The sequence below is a fragment of the Pontibacillus sp. HMF3514 genome (assembly GCF_009858175.1).
Taxonomy (GTDB): domain Bacteria; phylum Bacillota; class Bacilli; order Bacillales; family BH030062; genus Pontibacillus.
Genome location: NZ_CP047393.1, coordinates 3,078,411 through 3,100,163, shown reverse-complemented (window position 1 = coordinate 3,100,163; position 21,753 = coordinate 3,078,411). Strand labels below are relative to the sequence as shown.

The 21,753-nt window shown below is 38.6% G+C and carries 24 protein-coding genes; 15 read left to right on the top strand and 9 right to left on the bottom strand.

Translation table 11 applies throughout. The features are described 5' to 3' along the window. The first annotated feature begins 113 nt into the window (after window positions 1-113). From GS400_RS15900 to GS400_RS15890, 3 genes are all read left to right on the top strand, one after another. Window positions 114-932 carry a lipoate--protein ligase family protein gene (locus GS400_RS15900; protein WP_160103400.1) on the top strand — a complete coding sequence of 273 codons (819 nt, stop codon included), beginning with the start codon at window positions 114-116 and terminating at the stop codon, window positions 930-932. A 26-nt stretch (window positions 933-958) separates the two neighbouring features. After that, window positions 959-1,906 carry a lipoyl synthase gene (lipA, locus tag GS400_RS15895; protein ID WP_160103398.1) on the top strand — a complete coding sequence of 316 codons (948 nt, stop codon included), beginning with the start codon at window positions 959-961 and terminating at the stop codon, window positions 1,904-1,906. A 259-nt stretch (window positions 1,907-2,165) separates the two neighbouring features. Continuing rightward, window positions 2,166-2,525 (top strand): HesB/IscA family protein, encoded by a 360-nt coding sequence (locus GS400_RS15890; RefSeq protein ID WP_160103396.1) that lies wholly within the window; start codon window positions 2,166-2,168, stop codon window positions 2,523-2,525. Between the two features lie 166 nt (window positions 2,526-2,691). Here the strand turns inward: GS400_RS15890 and GS400_RS15885 are convergent, their stop codons facing one another. Further along, window positions 2,692-3,681, bottom strand: a complete 990-nt coding sequence (locus GS400_RS15885; protein ID WP_236560994.1) for an NAD(P)/FAD-dependent oxidoreductase — start codon at window positions 3,679-3,681, stop codon at window positions 2,692-2,694. Between the two features lie 543 nt (window positions 3,682-4,224). Between GS400_RS15885 and GS400_RS15880 the strand changes: the two genes are divergently transcribed. The 4 genes from GS400_RS15880 (at window position 4,225) to GS400_RS15865 (ending at window position 7,376) form a co-directional block, all read left to right on the top strand. After that, window positions 4,225-5,445, top strand: a complete 1,221-nt coding sequence (locus GS400_RS15880) for an NAD(P)/FAD-dependent oxidoreductase (protein ID WP_160103392.1) — start codon at window positions 4,225-4,227, stop codon at window positions 5,443-5,445. 294 nt (window positions 5,446-5,739) lie between these two features. Next, window positions 5,740-6,057 carry a YuiB family protein gene (locus GS400_RS15875; RefSeq protein ID WP_236560992.1) on the top strand — a complete coding sequence of 106 codons (318 nt, stop codon included), beginning with the start codon at window positions 5,740-5,742 and terminating at the stop codon, window positions 6,055-6,057. A gap of 165 nt (window positions 6,058-6,222) precedes the next feature. Further along, complete coding sequence (locus GS400_RS15870; protein ID WP_236560990.1) at window positions 6,223-6,912, top strand: 3D domain-containing protein; 690 nt, start codon at window positions 6,223-6,225, stop codon at window positions 6,910-6,912. A gap of 137 nt (window positions 6,913-7,049) precedes the next feature. Next, entirely contained in the window at window positions 7,050-7,376 is a 327-nt protein-coding gene (locus tag GS400_RS15865) for a hypothetical protein (protein ID WP_160103390.1), read from the top strand. 40 nt (window positions 7,377-7,416) lie between these two features. On the opposite strand, the gene GS400_RS15860 is transcribed toward GS400_RS15865, so the two are convergent. Further along, window positions 7,417-7,890, bottom strand: a complete 474-nt coding sequence (locus GS400_RS15860) for a divergent PAP2 family protein (RefSeq protein ID WP_160103388.1) — start codon at window positions 7,888-7,890, stop codon at window positions 7,417-7,419. Between the two features lie 242 nt (window positions 7,891-8,132). Here GS400_RS15860 and GS400_RS15855 point away from each other — a divergent pair, with 242 nt between their 5' ends. Continuing rightward, window positions 8,133-9,623, top strand: a complete 1,491-nt coding sequence (locus GS400_RS15855) for a leucyl aminopeptidase (protein WP_160103386.1) — start codon at window positions 8,133-8,135, stop codon at window positions 9,621-9,623. A gap of 90 nt (window positions 9,624-9,713) precedes the next feature. Here GS400_RS15855 and GS400_RS15850 read toward each other — a convergent pair whose 3' ends face one another. Both GS400_RS15850 and deoD read right to left on the bottom strand, forming a co-directional pair. Further along, complete coding sequence (locus GS400_RS15850; RefSeq protein WP_160103384.1) at window positions 9,714-10,100, bottom strand: YuzC family spore coat inner layer protein; 387 nt, start codon at window positions 10,098-10,100, stop codon at window positions 9,714-9,716. Between the two features lie 105 nt (window positions 10,101-10,205). Continuing rightward, a complete protein-coding gene (gene deoD / locus GS400_RS15845; protein WP_160103382.1) occupies window positions 10,206-10,916 on the bottom strand; it encodes a purine-nucleoside phosphorylase in 711 nt (236 codons plus the stop codon). A gap of 211 nt (window positions 10,917-11,127) precedes the next feature. On the opposite strand from deoD, the gene GS400_RS15840 reads away from it, so the two are divergent. From GS400_RS15840 to GS400_RS15830, 3 genes are all read left to right on the top strand, one after another. Beyond that, a complete protein-coding gene (locus GS400_RS15840) occupies window positions 11,128-12,183 on the top strand; it encodes an HD-GYP domain-containing protein (protein ID WP_160103380.1) in 1,056 nt (351 codons plus the stop codon). 102 nt (window positions 12,184-12,285) lie between these two features. Then, a complete protein-coding gene (locus GS400_RS15835; RefSeq protein WP_160103378.1) occupies window positions 12,286-12,774 on the top strand; it encodes a cation:proton antiporter regulatory subunit in 489 nt (162 codons plus the stop codon). Between the two features lie 26 nt (window positions 12,775-12,800). Beyond that, window positions 12,801-13,967, top strand: coding sequence for a cation:proton antiporter (locus GS400_RS15830; protein ID WP_160103376.1), 1,167 nt, complete (start codon window positions 12,801-12,803; stop codon window positions 13,965-13,967). A 667-nt stretch (window positions 13,968-14,634) separates the two neighbouring features. Here the strand turns inward: GS400_RS15830 and GS400_RS15825 are convergent. Further along, on the bottom strand, window positions 14,635-15,015 hold the full coding sequence (locus GS400_RS15825) for a kinase-associated lipoprotein KapB (protein ID WP_160103374.1): 381 nt from the start codon (window positions 15,013-15,015) through the stop codon (window positions 14,635-14,637). Window positions 15,016-15,150: 135 nt separating this feature from the next. Between GS400_RS15825 and GS400_RS15820 the strand changes: the two genes are divergently transcribed. Both GS400_RS15820 and GS400_RS15815 read left to right on the top strand, forming a co-directional pair. Then, the gene (locus tag GS400_RS15820) at window positions 15,151-15,345 is read left to right on the top strand and encodes a hypothetical protein (protein ID WP_160103372.1); all 195 of its coding nucleotides are present in this window, start codon (window positions 15,151-15,153) and stop codon (window positions 15,343-15,345) included. Window positions 15,346-15,483: 138 nt separating this feature from the next. Beyond that, window positions 15,484-16,077 (top strand): superoxide dismutase family protein, encoded by a 594-nt coding sequence (locus GS400_RS15815; RefSeq protein WP_160103370.1) that lies wholly within the window; start codon window positions 15,484-15,486, stop codon window positions 16,075-16,077. A gap of 97 nt (window positions 16,078-16,174) precedes the next feature. Here GS400_RS15815 and map read toward each other — a convergent pair whose 3' ends face one another. From map to GS400_RS15800, 3 genes are all read right to left on the bottom strand, one after another. Beyond that, window positions 16,175-16,924 (bottom strand): type I methionyl aminopeptidase, encoded by a 750-nt coding sequence (map, locus tag GS400_RS15810; protein ID WP_160103368.1) that lies wholly within the window; start codon window positions 16,922-16,924, stop codon window positions 16,175-16,177. Window positions 16,925-16,986: 62 nt separating this feature from the next. Next, window positions 16,987-18,156, bottom strand: a complete 1,170-nt coding sequence (locus GS400_RS15805; protein ID WP_160103366.1) for a MalY/PatB family protein — start codon at window positions 18,154-18,156, stop codon at window positions 16,987-16,989. 93 nt (window positions 18,157-18,249) lie between these two features. Further along, window positions 18,250-19,101 carry an alpha/beta fold hydrolase gene (locus tag GS400_RS15800; protein WP_160103364.1) on the bottom strand — a complete coding sequence of 284 codons (852 nt, stop codon included), beginning with the start codon at window positions 19,099-19,101 and terminating at the stop codon, window positions 18,250-18,252. A 426-nt stretch (window positions 19,102-19,527) separates the two neighbouring features. On the opposite strand from GS400_RS15800, the gene yugI reads away from it, so the two are divergent. Beyond that, on the top strand, window positions 19,528-19,929 hold the full coding sequence (yugI, locus tag GS400_RS15795; RefSeq protein WP_160103362.1) for a S1 domain-containing post-transcriptional regulator GSP13: 402 nt from the start codon (window positions 19,528-19,530) through the stop codon (window positions 19,927-19,929). Between the two features lie 69 nt (window positions 19,930-19,998). Here the strand turns inward: yugI and GS400_RS15790 are convergent, their stop codons facing one another. After that, window positions 19,999-20,232: a DUF378 domain-containing protein gene (locus GS400_RS15790; protein WP_027445904.1), complete on the bottom strand. Its 234-nt coding sequence runs from the start codon at window positions 20,230-20,232 to the stop codon at window positions 19,999-20,001. 193 nt (window positions 20,233-20,425) lie between these two features. Between GS400_RS15790 and GS400_RS15785 the strand changes: the two genes are divergently transcribed. Then, complete coding sequence (locus GS400_RS15785; RefSeq protein ID WP_160103360.1) at window positions 20,426-21,592, top strand: iron-containing alcohol dehydrogenase; 1,167 nt, start codon at window positions 20,426-20,428, stop codon at window positions 21,590-21,592. The last annotated feature ends 161 nt before the right edge of the window (window positions 21,593-21,753 follow it).

Sequence of the window (21,753 nt, the reverse complement as noted above, 5' to 3'; positions counted from 1 at the left end):
TGATTCAGTAGGCTCAAAAAGTGCAGAGCAGTTTACATGGAATATATAAGCTTGTTAGAATAAATTTGATTATTTTAATTCACTAAAGGAACGAACTAGAAAAGAGGTACAACATGTCAGAAACATGGTATTTTATAGACTCTGGACATGCTTCGCCTGCTTATAATATGGCATTGGATGAAGCATTACTGAACTGGCATAGTCAAGGACTTATTCCGCCTGTCATTCGTTTTTATGGGTGGGACCCAGCGACACTGTCAGTTGGGTATTTTCAAAAGCTAAGTGGGAAAATTGATGTAGATGCCGTAAAAGAATATGGATATGGTTTGGTGAGAAGACCTACAGGTGGACGTGCGGTACTTCATGATAATGAACTTACATATAGTGTCATCGTCTCTGAGAATCATCAATCGATGCCACCTTCCGTAACCGAAGCTTATAGGGTTATCTCTGAAGGAATTCTACAAGGGTTTCGAAACTTAGATGTTCAAGCAGACTTCTCTATACCCGAAGGAAAGCTCGAACAAACGGGCTCAGCCGTCTGTTTTGAAGAGCCATCCTGGTATGAATTAATTGTTGAGGGTAAAAAAGCAGCAGGTAGTGCCCAAACTAGGCAAAAGGGCGTTATTTTACAGCATGGTTCAATCCCAATAGAGGTTGATGAATCTGCGTTGTTTGATATGTTTATTTACCCAAATGAGCGAATTAAAGAACGTGCGCGTAAGGCGTTTAGCGGCAAAGCTGTTGCTATTAATGAAGTGGCCGGACGCCAAGTTCAACTAGAAGAAGTAAAAAAAGCCTTCTACGCAGGTTTTGAAAAAGGTCTAGGTATGCAATTGCAGCCTTATACATTAACACAAGAACAATTAGCCGAAGTAAACCAGTTAGCAGAAGAGCGATATGCTAAAGACGAATGGACGTATTATCGCTAGAAAAAATAAAAAAAGGATGTGGGAGAATGAGTAAAAAAGAAGAACATTTACGCAAGCCCGAATGGTTGAAAATTAACATTAAAACGAACAAATCCTACAATAAGCTAAAGCGTATTATGCGTGAGCGCGGTCTACATACCGTATGTGAGGAAGCAAGATGCCCAAATATTCATGAGTGTTGGAGTGAGCGAAAAACCGCAACATTCATGATTCTAGGTGATACATGTACACGTGGTTGCCGTTTCTGTGCAGTTAAAACAGGTCTTCCAAACGAGTTAGATCGTCAGGAGCCTGAAAAAGTTGCTGAATCTGTAGAGCTTATGGATCTGAAACACGCAGTTGTTACAGCAGTAGCACGTGATGATTTAAGTGATGGTGGTGCATTCATTTTTGCTGAAACTGTGAAAGCTATTCACCGTCGTTCCCCAGGCGCTACGGTAGAAGTATTACCATCTGATATGGCAGGAGACTACGATAGTCTTCATACATTAATGGATGCAGGGCCTGATATCTTTAACCATAATATTGAAACTGTTCGTCGTTTAACACCAAGAGTTCGCTCTAAGGCAACTTATGACCGTTCTTTAGAGTTGCTACGTCGTGTTAAAGAAATTGCTCCAAATACACCAACAAAATCAAGTCTTATGGTAGGTTTGGGTGAAACAAAAGAAGAGATTGTACAAGCGATGGACGATCTTCTTGCACACAATGTAGATATCATGACAATCGGTCAATATTTACAACCAACGAAAAAGCACCTTAAAGTTGAGCGTTATTATCATCCTGATGAATTTGAAGAGCTTCGCCAGATCGCATTAGAAAAAGGCTTCAAACACTGTCAGGCCGGCCCACTTGTCCGTTCATCTTATCACGCTGATGAACAAGTCAACGAAACCTCTCTTCAACGCCGCATTAAATACATGAAAGGCTACGAAGAGTCTAATGAGGAAAAACTAGATACGATGAACTTTTAATTTTAAATCCGCATGCCCTAGGGTGTGCGGTTTTATTTTTGACAGAAGAGCAATGGAGACTTAACTAAATTAAACTCACCCTTATCAGGTGAGCTCTTTATCACGAACTGTATACTTCATATTGGGCTACTTTCATATCTTTGTACTACAACTTTTAGCTTCCCTCAATCTTAAAGTGGAAGATTCAGATTCGAAAATTGATACAAAAGCCAATTATTAGTATACTGAGTAATAAGATCAGACGTAAGGAGGTCATCATATGTCGATCAACATTTCTGATAGTGCTAGTCTTCAAATACAAGAGATGATGAAAGAAGAGTCGGAAAACGTTCTTTTACGTTTTGGTGTTAAAGGAGGAGGCTGCAGCGGACTTTCTTATGCTATGGGATTTGAATATGATATCAACGAAGAGCTTGATACTACATTCGAAGCTAATGGAATCCCTGTTGTGGTCAATAAGCAAGACCTTGCCATCGTAGAAGGTACAAACATCGACTTTAAACAGAACATGATGGGCGGCGGGTTCACGATTGATAATCCGAACGCCATTGCTAATTGTGGCTGTGGCTCATCTTTCCGTACGGCAACAAATGCTGGTGCGCCAAGTACAGATTGTTAATGAACAGATGATAGTCTTACCTCATATGGTAAGGCTATTTTTTTGATTCACTTATAATGCTGTAATATAGAATTATGGATTATGAAGGGAAAACAAAAGGGGAGAATTCCTCATAATGGCATAAAAAAGTCCCCTTGGTTTTTAAAGCCAAGGGGATACATGTTATTTAAGAACCGAACAAGCTAGTTGAATGCATAGGCTGAAGTTTTGCATTTGGGTCGATTTTTGCCTTTGCGTTATTAACTGCAGTCGGACCTTCACCGAAGCCGGAAGCAATCAATTTAACTTTACCAGGGTACGTACAAATATCTCCAGCTGCATAAATACCAGGGATATTGGTTTCCATTCGTTGGTTAACAACGATATTGTTTTTCTCAATATCTAAGTTCCACTCTTTAATTGGTCCCAATGAAGAAACGAAACCGTAGTTTACAATCATAGCATCAACTGGAATGTTATGAGTCTGATCACCTTTTGTTTCTTTTAACACAACCTCTTCAATGCGGTCTGTTCCAACAAGTTCTTCAGGCGAGTATGGTGTCATAATATTGACGCTAGAGTTATTTAATTGTTCAACACTATGTTCATGCGCACGGAATTTATCGCGACGATGGACAAGAGTAACGGATTTTGCAATTGGTTCAAGCATTAGAGACCAATCGACAGCTGAGTCACCGCCACCACAAACCATTACATTTTGGCCAGCGAATTTTTTCATATCGTCTACATGATAATGAAGATTTGTTTTCTCGAAGTGTTCGCAATCTTGTATTTTTAATCGGCGAGGTGAAAATGCACCGTTACCTGCCGTAATAATGATCGTTTTGGAATAGTGTACATCTTTATTTGTTGTAAGCTTAAATGTTTCATCATCAAGTTTTTCAACAACTTTTACAGATTCTTCTAAAGCTACAGCAGGATCAAACTGGTTTGCTTGTTCCCACAAGTTATCTACTAGTTCTTGCGCGCGAACTTTTGGAAAGCCCGCCACGTCATAAATATATTTTTCCGGATATAAAGCGGAGAGCTGTCCACCAAGCTGAGGGAGGCTTTCGATGATTTTTACGCTGGCTTGTCTCATTCCACCGTAAAACGCAGTGAATAAGCCAACAGGCCCTCCTCCGATAATGGTAATATCATATACTTGTTCAGACACAAATGATTCCCCCATTCATAATTTCGTTTCTATTCTATTCTACCATACTTATGACACTCCGCCTTTAATAATACCAAAACCACCAATTTGATAAAACTATTTGAAATGTCTGAATGTCGTTTATTTGTCATTTAGGGTTGAAAATTGTAGTAAAAAGGACTATGATGATTTCAGAAAATATTTTACGATATTATGACAATCCCTAATTGAAGTATGTCTTCTTTTTCACATTAAGAACACATAAAACCATGTGACACTATACATCATATGTCTATGACAACACTGTATCTGCTTGCCAGTCGGCAAGTTTTCTTAATACGTTGAATTGGATAAATGTTTTGCAGGTAGTGATTTCGACGTAGTAAAACATTTGAGGTTCAAGTACCAGTGCAACTAGGCCTCTGTCAGCGCCTTATGGCTTGCCAATCGGCAAGTTTTCTTAATGTGTTAGTTCGTGAAGTTGGTCACAATCCACCCATTCACAAACCACTGTATGGATTTCGTGAAATGTGAAAAACTAATAGTAAATGGAAGTGATATGTTATGAAGAGACCAAATATTGTCATTCTTGGAGCAGGGTATGGTGGCATGATTACTACTGTACGTTTACAAAAAATGCTGGGTGCTAATGAAGCGAATGTAACCCTTGTAAACAAGCATAACTACCATTATCAAACAACTTGGCTTCACGAAAATGCAGCCGGAACACTTCACCATGACAAAACTCGTATGAAGATCAGTGATGTAGTGGACACAAACAAAATTAACTTTGTTCAAGACACCGTTCTTTCCATCAACTCTGATGAAAAGAAAGTGAAGCTTGAAAATGGCGACCTTGAGTATGACTACCTTGTAGTTGGACTAGGTTTTGAAGCAGCAACTTTCGGTATTTCAGGCTTGAAAGAGCATGCGTACACAATAAGCAATATTAACACGGCTCGTTTGATCCGTGAGCACATTGAGTATAACTTTGCTCGTTACAACAATGAAAAAGAAGAACGTCAAGATATGCTTAACATTGTTGTAGGTGGTGCAGGTTTCACTGGTATCGAATTTGTTGGTGAGCTTGCAAACCGTGTTCCTGAGCTTTGTGAAGAATACGATATTCCTCGTGAAAAAGTTCGTATTATGAACGTAGAAGCATCTCCAAGCGTTCTACCTGGTTTCGATGAGGAACTTGTTGAATACGCTATGAACCTTTTAGAAGGAAAAGGCGTCGAATTCAAAACAGGTACAATGATTAAAGAAGTACATGAAGATAAGATTTTAGTTGAAAAAGACGAACAGCAAGAAGAGATTCCTACAAACACAGTTGTATGGGCAGCAGGTGTACGTGGTAACTCTATCGTTGAAGAAGCTGGATTTGAAACAGCGCGTGGTCGCGTAAAAGTTTCTGATACACTTCTAGCACCAGGCCATGATGATGTATTCATCGTAGGTGACTGTGCACTTATCATGAACGAAGAGAACGATCGTCCTTATCCTCCAACTGCACAGATTGCTATGCAAGAAGCTGAAAACGTAGCGCACAACTTGAAAGTGCTCGTACGTGGTGGATCAGACCTTGAGCCATTTGAGCCAAACTTAAAAGGTACCGTTGCATCCTTAGGAGAAGGACAAGCAATCGGGGTAGTTGGCGATAAAAAGCTATTTGGTTGGACAGCATCTGTTATGAAGAAGATTATCGACAACCGTTATCTGTTCATGCTTGGCGGAGTAGGCTTACTACTGAAAAAAGGTAAATTTAATATATTTACGAAGTAATTCTGGAGCAAAGGTAGCTTAAGCTGCCTTTGCTTTTTTACACTTTAAGAAAGTTTAACTATTTAAGGATTAAAGTATAAGAAAAGACATCGGTTTCGCCATTTTTGGCGATAACCGTGCTTTTCTAACGTGTATTTGTATAGAACAATCGTAAGTTTATGTGACAATCTCTAGGAGAACTTGCGCTTTTCATTTGAGCATTATAAAATGTTTTAGAAACCGTTTTAATTTTAATGATTAGGATTTCCTGATTAGAAAAGTTTAAGATCGTTGAAATATAGGAGGAGAACATCTTTGAGTATTGTACAAGCGGTAGTCTCAGTACTTCTGTTTTTTGTTTTGTTTTTTGGAATTTCATTTATCGTCAATATGCTATTTCGTCAGACATGGCTCCTAGCATTTTTCTATCCGATTATTGTCCTAACCATCGTGGATAATATCTCAATCGGAAAATACTTCACCCAATTTGGCTCATCCATTCAAGTCGCTTTTGAAAACTTAGTTCAGCTTAATGTTATGGATGCTGTTATTCTTTCTTCAGGTTTAGCTGGAGCAATCTGTTCTGGGATAGTTATTAAAATGCTACGTGTTCGTGGCTATCAGATGTTTTAAAACAAGCGGATCTTTCTGCTTGTTTTTTTATTTGAAGAAAATTGTATTGGATTATTTTATAAACACTACTTCCTATTAGCAGGACAAAAGTAGTGTTTTTTTAATGGATTAGTATATTAACTAAAGGAATTGGCAAGGATGACATTCGAGAGAGGTGTTAACAAGATGAAAACATTACTAAAACGAATCATGATGTTGGGGTTATTGGTAGCTGCATTAGGTTCGACTTTTACATCTATTTCGAATGTCTCGGCCGTTGAGGTTGGCGTTTGGATCCACAATCAAACCAAGTCTTTATATCCTTTTCAATCTACTTATGACGAACACAAGGATCGCCAAGTAAGTTTAAAGAAAAAAGAATTCAAATATGCAGATTCTAAAACTCGTTATATCTCTAGTCAGCAGATCCAAGGACCGACTTCAATTGAGGAAGCTGTAGATTTTTCACAGTATCCTAAATCAACAGTGCTAGCAACTGGGTACACAGCTGGTGTAGAATCAACAGGTAAAACACCTGACCACCCTATGTATGGCATTACGTATTCAGGTGTAAAAGTTAAGCGTGACCTATATTCTACAATTGCAGCAGATTTGAATATTTATCCAATCGGGACAATTCTCTATATTCCTAATTATGGATTTGGAGTTGTGGCTGACAAAGGTTCAGCCATAAAGGGAAATAAAATCGATCTTTATTATGAAACAGTTGATGATGTTTATGAAAAGTGGGGGAAAAAACGCGTTGATGTTTATGTTGTAAAAAAAGGAAACGGAAAACTTTCTGAAGATACACTTGTAACCTTAAATCAGAATGAACAGCTTCAGGTGTTCCGTGAAGAGATTTTGCAGAGTTAACACGTTAATTCATTTAAACGGTAACAATAAGAGTTTGGGGTAACCCAGGCTCTTATTTATTTTGGATTACAAAAACATTGATTTTGAAACTTTTTCCTTTATAAATCGTTAGACATATATATGGAGGTGGAAGTGGAATGAAGTCCTTTCTAATTGTTTTGGGAACAGTTTTATTTGAATTTCTATTAATATTAGTGGTTGCTAAACTTTTTGGTGTTCAGGTCATGGAGGTTCTTTTTTTAGGTGGAGCGTTTATTTTTGGGGTTATTTGGTTATCTGGCTATGAAATGAATAGAGTTAACAATATTGTTAAGGCAGGTACAAAAGGGTGGACGGGGCTGGATGCTGGTCAAGTTAAATTGTTTCGTTTTGAAATAACGCCTTTAATGTTAGGACTTATATTATTTATGATAATCAGTTTAGTTATTACATTTATCTATTATGCTCCATATTTTATGGCATAATTAAAGCATCAGCTGTATTGCTGATGCTTTTTTCGTGATATTAAATTATAGAATAAAGAACGATTGCTAAAAGAACACCAGTAATTCCACCAAAGAATACTTCAATAGGCTGATGGCCAAGTAACTCTTTCAATTCTTCACGCTTTTCATACTCTGCTTTTTTGTTCCACACTTTCGCTTCTTCAACAAAGTGAGAAAAGTCTTTCACTAGCATATTTAGCATAACTGCCTGCTCACCAGCTTGTCTTCGGACGCCTGTGGCATCATACATCACAATGACAGCTAAAACACATGCAATCGCAAACATATTGGATCCGAATCCTTCCTGAATTCCTACAGCAGTAGCTAGAGCGGTAACAGCAGCAGAGTGACTACTAGGCATACCTCCAGTTGAGAAAACGAGACCTATATTTGCTTCTCTTGTTGCAATGAAATGAATGGGAATTTTAACAACCTGGGCAAAAACAATCGCGGTTAATGCAGCCCATAGGGGGAAATTGGAGAGTAATTCCATGCTTTTGTGTCATCCTTTCTACATCTAGTACATTAATTGACCCTGACTCTGCTCCTTTAATTTTAACACGAAGGTAATGGATATGAGGAAATTCAAGGCTTTATGTATGTAAAAATATTATTAAAATTAACACGCTTCTCTTTCACTTTCACTTATTGTTTTATTATTATATCACACTCATGAATAACTGAATCACAAAAACGATTGATTTTTCTGTATAATAGCAGAAGGAGGTGGAGATTTTGTTTACTATACAACCAACAACAGAAATGTTTCAAGAAACAGAAGCTCTAGTACTAGGTTTATATCACGAAAACAAACAGCATCAACCAGCCTATCAGCAACTAAATGATGCGTTAGATGGAGCTCTTGATCAATATATGCAAGATGGGGATCTATCAAATGATTATAAGAAAGTTTCGAAGGTATTCACATTGAATCAAACATCTGCCAAGCGAATCTACGTCGTAGGGCTAGGAAAAAAGAAAGATTTGAGTGTGCAAAAGTTAAAGAAAGCGTTCGGTCCTTTATTTAAGCAGCTACGTCAGGATCGTGTTTCTGATGTTACTTGTTTACTACATACGTTCCAGACCGATGAAATCTCTGAGGAAGAAGCATCAAAAGCGTTCTCTGAAGCAATGATTGTGGCTCCTTATCAGTTTGAGCACTACAAAACAAGTAATGAAAAACCAGAACAAGTCATTGAATCTGTTCGAATCTTGTCTGATCAAGAAGCTGGCTCTCTTACAAACGCTCTTGAAGAAGGAGTAGCAGTTGGACATGGTGTGAACACAGCCCGACATTTAGTTCAAACACCTGGTAACTTATTAACTGCGACAGATTTAGCTGAGTATGCCATGACGCTTGCTACAACGTATGATTTTGAAACAGAAATTCTTGAAAAAGAAGATATGGAGCGTTTAGGTATGGGGGCTCTCTTAGCCGTAAACCAAGGATCGACTGAGCCACCAAAGATGATTGTTTTGAAATACCAAGGTAAAGAAGATTGGGATGACGTTGTAGGTCTTGTAGGAAAAGGAATCACCTTTGATACAGGCGGTTACTCGATTAAGCCGAAGGATGGTATTGTAGGTATGAAGGGTGACATGGGAGGAGCTGCAGCTGTACTTGGTGCCATGGATACAATTGGTCGCCTAAAGCCAAAACAAAACATTGTCGCTGTTATTCCATCTACAGATAACATGATTAGTGGTTCTGCCTTCAAACCTGATGATGTAATCACTTCATTAAGTGGGAAAACGATAGAGGTTCTTAATACGGATGCAGAAGGCCGCTTGGCTCTTGCTGATGCAATTACCTATGCTAAGCATCATAAAGCTGAAAAAATTATTGATGTTGCAACGCTTACTGGTGGTGTAGTTGTTTCACTTGGGGATTGGGTTACAGGTGCGATGACGAATAATGAGGATTTGTTTACAGATATTGAAAAAGCATCCAAATATACAGATGAGCAGATTTGGCAACTACCTTATAATGAAATTTATCGAGATCAAGTAAGGTCCAGTGATGTTGCTGATTTAAATAACTCACCAGGACGTAAAGGACATGCGATTATGGCTGGTTCGTTCTTGGCGGAATTTGCTGAAAGTACGCCTTGGGTTCACTTAGATATTGCAGGTACATCTAACCCTGGTACAGAATATGATTTAGGTCCTAAAGGTCCAACTGGTGTTATGGCTCGTACATTAGCACACTATGTTTTAACAAGGTAGACAACTATAAGAGCATGGTCTGTGTTAGGCAGGTCCATGCTTTTTTTTCATGTTTATAAAGGAAAAGCTTTTAATCGGCGGAGTGAAAGCCTACCAACGTAATGCCATAATAAGCTTACTAGTTGGACGTTCTTCAACATCCATTATGGTCACTCTTATACTGTCTGGGTTATATGAAACCTCAATAGGGTGTGAGATACCTGTATTCTGGATTAAGTGAACAACCTTATTGTGATCCGATTTTTGTGCCGCACGCATTACTTTACGGCGTAATTTTCTAGATTCCGCAAAACGCTGCGAAATAACCTGAGAGTCATTGATTAAATTTTGATAGGTTTGAGAGGAATCTTGAAATTTTTTAGTGCTTACATCTGGATACTGACGAGAAGCGGTTTGCTGCTGATATTGAAGTGAATTTACAGGCATAAGCATGTAGGGTGTGTAATAAATAGGGTGATGGTTTTGATAAGGATTCATATTTCAGGCCTCCTTTTTCTCATACACACTATATGCAAATGTAAGATAAGAGTGAAAATAGGCCATAAAAAAACGAACCTCTTAACTGAGGCTCGATTTTTTGGATTAATCTTGAATTGCAGCTTCTAAAGCTACTTCGATCATTTCGTTGAACGTTGTTTGACGTTCTTCAGATGTTGTTTCTTCGCCTGTGATGATATGGTCACTTACAGTTAGAACAGAAAGCGCTTGACGATCAAATTTTGATGCAAGTGTATAAAGAGCTGTCGTTTCCATTTCAACTGCTAGCACGTTATATTCTGCAAGTTGATCGAATAATTCTTTTGCGTTATCACGATAGAAGCTATCGCTTGTGAAGACATTACCTACGCGCAAGTTAAGTCCTTTTTCTTCACCTACGTCATAGGCAGCTTTTAATAAGCTAAAGTCTGCTGTAGGAGCAAAGTCGATACCGCCAAATACCATGCGGTTCATTTGGGAATCTGTAGACGAAGTAGATGCAAGAATAACATCACGAACTTGTACGTCTTTTTGTAAAGCTCCACAAGAACCTACACGGATTAACTTTTGTACGTCGTAACTCTGAATAAGTTCATTCACATAGATAGAAATAGATGGTACACCCATACCTGTGCCTTGTACAGAGATACGTTCTCCTTTGTATGTACCTGTGAAACCGTACATTCCACGAACCTCGTTATAGCATGTAACATCCTCTAAAAAGTTCTCAGCAATATATTTTGCACGAAGAGGATCTCCAGGTAGTAAAATTTTATCTGCAATATCGCCTTTATTGGCACCAATATGTACTGTCATATGGTATAAACCTCCTTGAGTTCTTTTTTCTCAGAAAAGTAGAGCCATGAATAGAAAATTTAGGTTGTCTGACATCTACATTGTAAAAATACCATAACGGTTTTAAGAACACAAATGGGAACGTTTTCAAATCATGAAGGAATATATTTACTATGTTTTCAGTTCAAGGACTGCTAAAATAAGAACAAAGGCGTAGTTCGAGGGGTTTTGTATGAAATATAGACCAATTGATCAAGTAGAGCAAAGTGATAGACTGGGACGTAATATCTATGCCAACGATGGACGTGTCTTATTAGGAAAAGGGATTTCATTAACAATTGGACTAATCGGCCGTTTAAAACGTATGGGTGTACACGCTGTTTATGTGATGGACGATGACGAAGAGGGAAAAGACATCCCTGAGTCAAAGGATGCATCCTCCATTTCTGATAAAACTAAACGTGAAGTCATGAAAAATCTTTCTGAATCGTTAGGCATTATTCAAGAGGGAAAAGAGTTTCATACAAAGGATCTTGGTCAAACGACCAAAAATATTATTGATGAACTATTACATAATAAAGATGTATTATTACAATTAGAAGATATCCGAACCAAGGATAATGAACTGTTAATTCACTCTATGCACGTAACGGTGATGTCAGTGCTTGTGGGGATTAAGCTCCAATATACGAATAAAGAGCTTATAGAATTGGGAATTGGTGCTATCCTTCATGACGTTGGTAAGGTAGGCAGGACACAAAAAGATGGACTTACTGCAAATGAGCATCATGCCTGGATTGGATTTAATATTTTGCGTCAAAATAGAGAAATAAGTACTGTATCTGCTCATGTAGCTTTTCAACACCATGAGTTTCTTGATGGAAGTGGTGAGCCTAGAGGAGTTGAGGGGAAAAATATTCACCCCTATGCACGAATTGTTTCAGTGGCGAACACCTACGACAATTTAGTATCACCACAAGATGGAAGTCAGCCTTTGTTACCCTATGAAGCGGGGGAGCGGATCATGGGGTTAGCCGGGGAGAAATTTGATCGAGATGTTGTATGGCAATTCTTACGAAGTGTTGCATTTTATCCAAATGGAAGCAATGTCCACCTATCTAATGGAAGTATCGCTACAATAGTAGGGCAGAATAAGGGACTACCTCAACGCCCGATTGTACGTATTTTTTCTAATAATACGACAAACCAATATATGCATTATGATGTGGAGGAAATTAATCTGGCAAAAGCACCGACTTTATTTATTAATCGCATGGTACAAGATTAATACCTGACGTAAATAGGGTATGATTTAGTAGAGCTTGTTGAACAAATTTTTTAAATGAAGCATATACAAACATAATGATACATTTTGAAAGGAGACACTCAAATGAATATATCTATATCCCAATTACCTGGTATCGGTCAAAAAATCACACTAACTACTGCTGAAGATAGCCAGCTCATTTTAATTGTTCACCATACAGGTAAGCGTGAATTATACTTTTTTGAGGACGCTGACAGCGAAGAAGCGGATTTTGGTATGGATCTTACAGGTGATGAAACAAGAGAACTTGGAGCGCAATTGCTAGGTGCAACTTATCAACCCGTTGATGCGGATAAGCTTAAGATGTTTAATAACCAAATCGTCATTGATTGGGTAGAAATTAAAGAATCATCTTCTATTGCTCATCAGACGATTGAAGAGTCTGAGGTTCGAAATCAAACAGGAGCTACGATTATTGGAATTGTAAAAGGAGATGACATTATTGCCATCCCAGAGGCATATACCACGTTGAAACCAGGTGACGTGCTAATGGGAATTGGTAAAAAAGATCAAATTGCTTCACTTACAGCATTATGTAAGGGAGAGGAATGATCCCATTGATTCCATTTGATATAGAAATGCCATCATTATTAGGTGCTGGACTTGTCTTGTTACTCATTTTTTGGCTAGGTTTTTTAAGTCTAAAAATAAAATTTCCGAATGTCATTTTATATATTTTGCTTGGTATTGTGCTAGCGGGGGCACTGCATCATAATGAGTTATTACATTTTGCTAGTGAAATTGGAATCGTATTGTTATTTTTCCTATTAGGACTAGAGTTCAATATCAAACGACTAGGAGGCATTGCTAAGAAAATATGGCCGGCTGGGTTTCTTGATGTTGGCCTAAGTTTAGGGGTGTCGATGGCCATAACCTATGCATTCGGTCTTGATCTCTTTACTTCCTTCTTAGTCGGTGGCGTTACATACGCAACAAGTTCTTCTATAACAGCTAAGCTGCTCGATGATACAAGCCGTATGGCAAACCGTGAAACTGAGTTTATTTTGGCTTTATTAATTTTTGAAGACTTAGTTGCTCCTATTGTAGTCGCGATTTTAATGGGAATGAGCACTGGTGGTGATTTTGCTGCCGTCGATCTTGCTATTTTAATTGGGAAAATTGTTGGATTAGCATTGGGTGCGATTATCCTTGGGAAAACATTATTTAAAAGGTTCGAGGTGTTGCTTGAGAAAATTGATGATGAGGACTTTAAAATTGCCTTACTTATCGGTATTGCTTTAGCTTACGGTGGTCTTGCTTTATACCTCGACCTTTCTGAAGTATTAGGAGCATTTCTTGCAGGGATCATGCTTGCGGAAATTGGTAAAATTGAGCGAGTTGAACAAACTGTCTTACCTGTTAAAGATTTAATGCTTCCTTTATTTTTCGTTTATTTTGGAACGACGATTGAGTTCGGAAATGGTATACCAATGTTAGGGCTGTTAATCACACTCATTGGATGGGGCTTGATTGCCAAACTTCTTGTTGGAATTATAGGTGGTAAGCTTTATGGGTTATCAAAGCGTGTATCCTTAAGGGCAGGTTTGTCGATCTGTTCGAGAGGTGAGTTTTCCGTTGTTATTGCTGCATTGGCAACTGGGACAATTAAGGTATTTAGCGGAATGTACATTCTTGTTGCTGCATTTATTGGAATGCTCTTATTTGAACGAGCACCGAATATAACGAATCTGATTTATGGAAAACCAAAGAAGAAAAAGAAGAACTTAAAAGTACCTGGATCCTAACTCTTCTCAGTCCTATGCCATGATGGTGTAGGGCTTTTTTGTTCAGTAATATGGCAGTTATCTTGAATAAGCTGGTGAGGAGTGGTTCCGTTGCTTTTGTGGAGATCGGCGGGCTGGGAAACGGGCTGCTTTCCCCGGACGAACGATCGAGCCTCCTCATCCGCTACGCTCCTTGCGGGGTCTCGCTCGCCCGTTATTCCGGAGGAGTCAGCCCGTTTCCCAGCCCACCTTAGCCGAATGGTGATGAACGGAACCGTAGCGATATGAGGAGGTAATGCTTACGGACATTCATTCCGCTAATTGCTGCAAATCACCTTAATAAAGAGCAATCTGTCACAAATAAGGTACCATATGTCCGTAACGACTCTCGAAATGCCTTAAAAGTTCAAAATAACGGAACCGATGTCCGTAAGGTTTAGAACTCACACACTAGGGTCCGTTAACCTCCATAAACGTAAAGGGGGTGAGGGAAACGGCAAACTCCCGCGGTAGAAAGGGCAGATGAGACCCCACAGAGAACGTAGTGAACGAGGAGGCTCAGCTGGTCTTCCGCAGGAGTATTGCCGTTTCACTGAACCCCTACCTCTCATAAAAGCAACGGACTGCTCTCAACTTATCTCGATTCCAAGTCTTCCAGATAAGGGGGCTTTAACGGAAGAAGGGGATCTTACTTAAAATATCTTCTTTCTAATTCTGCTAATTGATTCTGAGCTTTCTTGCTGAACTCATCATCTTTTGCAGCGAGTTTTTGTTTAAGTTTATCCAAAGCCTCTCTTAAGGAAGCTTGGTATTCTGGAATTTCTCCATCATATTGACTTAAGGACGACTTGGAAATGTTTGCTTTTTCATTATGAGCTAATGCCTTTCGTTCGTGGAAGAAAACATTCTCCGTTTGGCCAGGATTATGTAAGTCACCTTGTTGTGGATGTTTAAGGACTGCCAATACTTTTACTAGGTAGGCATGACCTCGATCTTCCATAATTTCTCCGATATATTTTCCAGTCTTATAATGTGCTTGAACTTTATCTCCAGGTTGTAATTCTGCCATTCTTATTCCTCCCACATTCGGATTTAGGCTCATCATAACATAACTTGTCACTCACTGTTCACTTTCACGTAGTGTCGTTCTGGATTGAATTTGGTATAATAGAATCGCTGATATTGGTGAAGGGCGTGATAGCTTATGATGGAATTTCTATATTTTCCACAAGATAAGACCGAATACATTCCAGCGCTAATTACATTACTCTTTTTCGCTTTAGGGGCTTTTGTGACAATGCGAATTATTTTAAAGGCTGCTAAGAAAGAAAAAGAAATCGTTGATGAAACATATGATAATCACAATATAGACGAATCAGATAATAAGCCTCATTCATAGTCTCTTCTTTTAGAAGGGGCTTTTTTATTTGATGAATAATGCCTCGTCCTCTCAGCTATTTTGTCTAACTTTTTTGGTTAAAGTTACACGATTTCGGCGACACTATCAAAAGAGTATGACGAAAGGAAGAGGGTATTGATGAGAACGTATCGTGTTTTAATCGTCGGATTCTTATTATTATGGGTATTAACAAGTTGTAATAGTCAAAATCGATCGATGTTTGAAATTGAAATGTATAATCCAGATGGAGATTCACTTGGTACTGCAAAACTAAGTGAACAGCCAGATGAAGTGAAGATTAAACTATCACTAACGGGGCTTGAACCTGGATTACATGGCATACATATCCATGAATTTCCACAATGTGAGGGACCCGATTTCATATCAGCAGGGAGCCATTTTAATCCTGATGGAAAAGAGCATGGAGCGATGAATCCAAAAGGACAGCATAAAGGTGATATGCCAAACATTGAAGCGGATCCTGATGGAATGGTCGAAACCGAAGTGAGTGTCAAAGGGGCAACATTAATGGATGGTAAGTATTCTTTATTAAGGGATGAAGGTACATCCATAGTTATTCATGAAGGAACAGATGATGGTTTATCACAACCAGCTGGAGATGCTGGACCTCGAGTCGCTTGTGGTATTATTCAGCTGGAAGAAGCGGCTGAGAAGAACCCACCTTCTGATCCAACTAAAGGTGGAAAAGAGAAGGAAAAAGAAGAGGGATAAAGATAAAAAGAGAGTTGAAAGATCCTATCTTATTCAGGTAGGATCTTTTCATTTTGAAGCTTCGTACAAAAAGTGCATTACAACCTTCTCATAATTCCTAATCCTGGCTCGTTAAAATCAAGGGACCATCCTTAGTTATTGCAATGGTATGTTCAAATTGAGCTGACCATTTTCCGTCAATTGTTCTTGCGGTCCAACCATTATCATCCTTTTGTGAATGCCATGTACCCATATTTACCATTGGTTCTATGGTCAGTACCATTCCTTCTTTAAGACGGACGCCAGTTCCAGGATGACCGAAATGAAAAATGTTTGGGTCTTCATGAATGGTAGGTCCTATGCCGTGTCCGGTAAAATCACGAACGACTGAAAAACCTTCGTCTTCAACATAAGACTGGATGGCGTGTCCTATATCCCCTGTACGTTTCCCAACGAGAGCTACGTCAATCGATCTTTTCAATGATTCATGGGTTACATTTAATAATCTTTCTACTTCTGGGTCAACTGTTCCCACCCTATAAGTCCATGCAGAATCTGCGAGTGCACCATTTAGGTTCACCACCATGTCGATTGTAACGATATCACCATTTTTTAGGGGTTCATCTCTCGGAAACCCATGGCAAATTTCGTCATTGATGCATGCACAAGTAGCGTAAGGATATCCATGAAATCCTTTTTGTTCAGGTGTAGCATCATGTTTCTTTAAGTATTCCTCAACAAATGTATCGATTTCTATAGTTGTAATACCGGGTTTAATACGTTTTGCGATTTCTTTGTGGCATGAAGCTAAAAGTTTACCAGCTTCATGCATCAGTTCAATTTCTCGTTTGCTTTTACGAGTAATCATACGTCTCCTCCTATTAAAAAAAGTCCTCCACTATTGTATGAGGAGGACCAATGGATATTAACTTATCTAGCGGAAGTAGCACTTACAATACGGTTGATTCCTTCTTCTAATGTTTCAGGAGGACATGCGATGTTGATTCTCATGAAGCCCTCACCATCTTCACCGAATGAAGCTCCGTCGTTCAACCCTACTTTTGCTTTTTCTACAAACCATTGCTTTAAATCTGAATGGGTTAAACCCATTTCTCTGCAATCGAGCCATACTAGATAGGTGCCTTCAGGTTCGATCACTTTTATATGATTTGTTTCAGAATGAAGGCGTTCCATCAGAAGGTCTTTATTACTTTTTAGTACCTGAATGAGTTCATCCAACCATTCTTCCCCATGGTCGTAAGCAGCTTCCATAGCTGTAATGCCCATAGTGTTTAGCATATTCACACCTTGTAATCCGAATTGTTCATTAACGGCTTCACGCATTTTTTTATCGGGTGTAATGGCAAAAGAAGCTTGTAATCCAGCCAAGTTAAACGTTTTGGAAGGTGCCATACAAGTGATAGTATTTACTTCGATATCTTTAGATAATGAAGCAACAGGGATATGCTTATATCCAGGGTAGACAAGATCTGAATGAATCTCGTCTGATATGATTAATACATCATGCTTCATGCATAAATCAGCCATTTTTTGTAGTTCATCCTTTCCCCAAACGCGACCAACAGGATTATGGGGATTACACAGGATGAAAGCTTTTACTCCAGAAGCTAATTTCTCCTCTAGGTCGTTGAAATCAATTTCGTAACGTCCGTTTTCTAATCGAAGAGGATTCTTTACAAGTGTTCTATTGTGCTTATTCACCACTTGGTAAAATGGAGGATAAACAGGTGTTTGAATAAGAACTTGATCCTCTGGAGCGGTTAATGCTTCAATGATGGTGTGTAATGTTGGAACGACACCAGGGCTGTATGTAAGCCAGTTCTTTTCAATTTCCCAATCATGTTTTGACTGTAACCAATTTTGAATGGTTTCGTTTACCTTTTCATCTGTGAGCGTATATCCGAAAATGCCGTGCTCAGCTCGTTTGATAATAGCATTTTGTACAGCCTCAGGAACTTCAAAATCCATGTCAGCAACCCACATAGGAAGCACTTCTTCACTCTTGAATAAATTTTCTCTCCAATCCCATTTCACAGATCTTGTACTTAGACGGTTAGTTACCTTTTGGAATTTTGACATTTCAAAAACCTCCTACATGCTTTTCCTTACATCATACAAAAAGATGAGCTTAAACAGAAATAACACGAATTATAAAAATGAAAAAACTACCTTTTAAACGGTAGCTTTCTCCATAGGTGCACAAAATTCTTTGATCTTTTCAGTTAAAATAAGTGGTATTTCTTCAGGTAATAAGTGACCTATTTTTTCAAATGTTACAAGCGTTGCTGACGGCAAGTCCTTTATGAGCTTATGTCCAAGTGATACAGGTAGAACTTTATCTTCTTCTCCCCAAAGAACCAAGCAGTCTGCTTGTATGTTTTGTAAGTCTTCAGAAGGGAGGTCCCCTTCGCGGTCACGTATCATTTTTGTAAGGCAGAGAAAAATATCCTTTTTTAGAAAAGGGTTCATATAGCCTTTTATCATATCTTTATCGACAATATGAGGATCATATACACAATCCAACAAAGCGCCATATACGCCTTTTCGGTAAAAATATCGCTTCAACACATACCAAAATGCTGGTGTTTTACTAGCCATTCTCATAAAAGAATTAAATTTTTTAACATATGTTGATGGAGCAAATAAAATAAGCTTATCGATTCGATCTGGAAATAAGTGAGCGGTTAATAAAGCAACTTGCCCTCCCATCGAATGTCCACCAATTGAAGCGGTGGAGATATTATGTTGATCGAGGAGCTCTATAATAATACGTGCAAAGTTACGATAGGAAAAGTCGTAAGCACAAATCTTGTCGCTGTCACCGAAAGGCGGATAATCAAAAACGAAAATGTCAAAATGATCGATTAAATCCGGAATCATATACCGATAACAAAATTTCGAAGACAAAAATCCATGTACTAAAACAAGGGCAGGTTTATCGTTGGAGGAGGATGAGTAATAATTGTAGGAAATATTGATTCCCTCATGGTTTAGCCATTGTTCCTCTTTATGGATCGTTTCCACGTTCCTGTGCCTCCATTCCTCAAGTCTTTTATGTGATGACGTTTTCGTGCAAAGTTAACCATAGGGCATGTTTTATTGGTAAGTATCGTTAGTTTTTGCGTAATTAGAGGATTCATACAAAAGTAGGGGAACATTAAGCATAAAAAAAAGCAAAGCGTTGACGACGCTTTGCCTCACAGGGGGAATACGAGAAAGTCTTACATTAGTATGTATTGCCAAGCTATAAAAAAATTAAACCTCAAACTCTAATTTTTTTATAAATAATTTTATAGGAATCAGATTTTTTCCTTAAGAAAATTGAGTAAGCACTATAAATTAGGGCTTTATTGTCATTTTCTTCATTTTGCTTGCATGAGACAATTATGATAAAATAACTTATTGTGTGAAAAGAAACGAATATATAATTATTATTGGGAGTTGTTCAGCATGGCAAAGTTTGAAACAGGTCAAGTATTGGAAGGAAAAGTAACAGGTATCCAGCCTTATGGTGCCTTTGTTGCATTAGATGAAGAAGTACAAGGTTTAGTCCACATTTCAGAGGTTACACATGGCTTTGTTAAGGATATTAACGAGCACTTAAATATCGGTGACGAAGTAAAGGTTAAAATCTTAAACATCGATGAAGAGAAAGGAAAGTATTCTCTTTCTATTCGTGCTACAGAAGAAGCACCAAAGCAACAGCCAAAACAACAACAACAGCGTAAGCCTCAGCAAAACCAACAGGTTCAACATCAAGATGATGACCAGTCTGGTTTCAATACGCTAAAAGATAAATTAGACGAGTGGATTAACCAGTCTAAAGAGCGTGAAAACACGTACCGTAAATAATGAAAATGTCCGATCTGAAAAAGATCGGACATTTTTTTATTCAAGTTAAACATAGTTAGCTCTGGGGGTTTAAGCTTCAGGTTCGGGGTGATCAGACATTTCTTCGCTAGGTTTGAATAAAAGGCCAATGTTAATTAGACCACTAATACCAACAAGTGTATAGATTACGCGTGCGAATGCTCCGCTCTGTTCTCCGCCACCAAATAATGCTGCTACTAAATCAAACTGAAACAAGCCAATAAGTCCCCAGTTAACAGCTCCAACAATGACTAATAAAAGAGCAATGCGTTGAAGAGTACTCATGTACCTATTCCTCCTTAGTTTAAAATTGATTCGGTTATAGGTTGAGTTGTTTTGCTTATTTTATACACTTGGAAAATCCGATTTCATGATGAAAGTATTACCAATTGTTCTACCTCATTGCATATCTTTTGAAACAGAAAGGGATTTTGGACATAATAAGACGGTGTAGTTAGAAACCGAAAGGAGAATTAAGTTGGAACCATTTGTATATCACAATCCTACAAAATTAATTTTTGGTAAGGGACAACTAGAAAAATTGACTGAAGAAATACCTTCACACGTTCAAAATGTGTTATTGGTATATGGAGGCGGCAGTATTAAGAAGAGTGGCCTTTATGACCAAGTTGTCGATAAATTAAGTAGCATGAACCTGAATGTAGAAGAGCTTGCTGGCGTGGAGCCAAACCCTAGATTATCGACAGTTCATAAAGGAGTAGAACTATGCAAAGAGCATAACATTGACTTTTTATTAGCTGTAGGTGGAGGCTCTGTAATTGATGCTACAAAAACGATCGCCGCAGGTGCTAAATATGAAGGAGATGCATGGGACTTAGTAACACGTAAAGCAACACCTCAAGAAGCATTACCATTTGGAACTGTTCTAACATTAGCGGCAACTGGATCTGAGATGAACGCAGGATCAGTTATCACAAATTGGGAGACAAATGAAAAATATGGTTGGGGAGCAGCACCATTAACAAATCCTACATTCTCTATCCTTGACCCGGAAAACACAATGACTGTGCCTCGTGATCAAACGATTTACGGTATGGTGGATATGATGAGTCACTTATTCGAACAATATTTCCACCAACCTACGAATGCGCCAGTACAAGATCGCATGATTGAAGGAGTCTTAAAAACCGTTATTGAGACAGCTCCAAAATTATTGGAAGACCTTAAATCTTATGAGCACCGTGAGACGATCATGTATGCAGGTACAATCGCATTAAACGGTTCTCTGCAAATGGGTTACCGCGGAGACTGGGCTACTCACAATATTGAGCACGCAGTTTCTGCCGTATATGACATACCTCACGCAGGTGGTTTAGCGATTTTATTCCCAAGCTGGATGAAGCATAATGTAGATCATAATACTGAGCGCTTCAAACAGTTAGCAGTACGTGTGTTTGATGTAGAAGAAGAAGGTAAAAGTGACCGAGAAATTGCATTAGAAGGTATTGATAAACTTCGTGCTTTTTGGACAAGCCTTGGTGCACCAGAACGTTTAGCCGATTATGATGTTGATGATAGCCAATTGGACCTTATGATTGACCGTGCTATGAAACGTGGACCATTTGGCAACTTTAGAAAACTTGAACACGATGATGTTGAAGCGATCTTAAAAATGTCTTTATAAGAGTAGAACAAACAGGCTGGGGGTTCTCAGCCTGTTTTTTATTATTCAGCAATCTGGCAGTAATAAGGTGTGGAGTGGTTCCGTTGCCAAATAGAGAGAGGGTGAGCACATCTTTCCGCCGGGTAGCCCTCTGTACTGTCCCCCCTTATCTTGAATCCAAG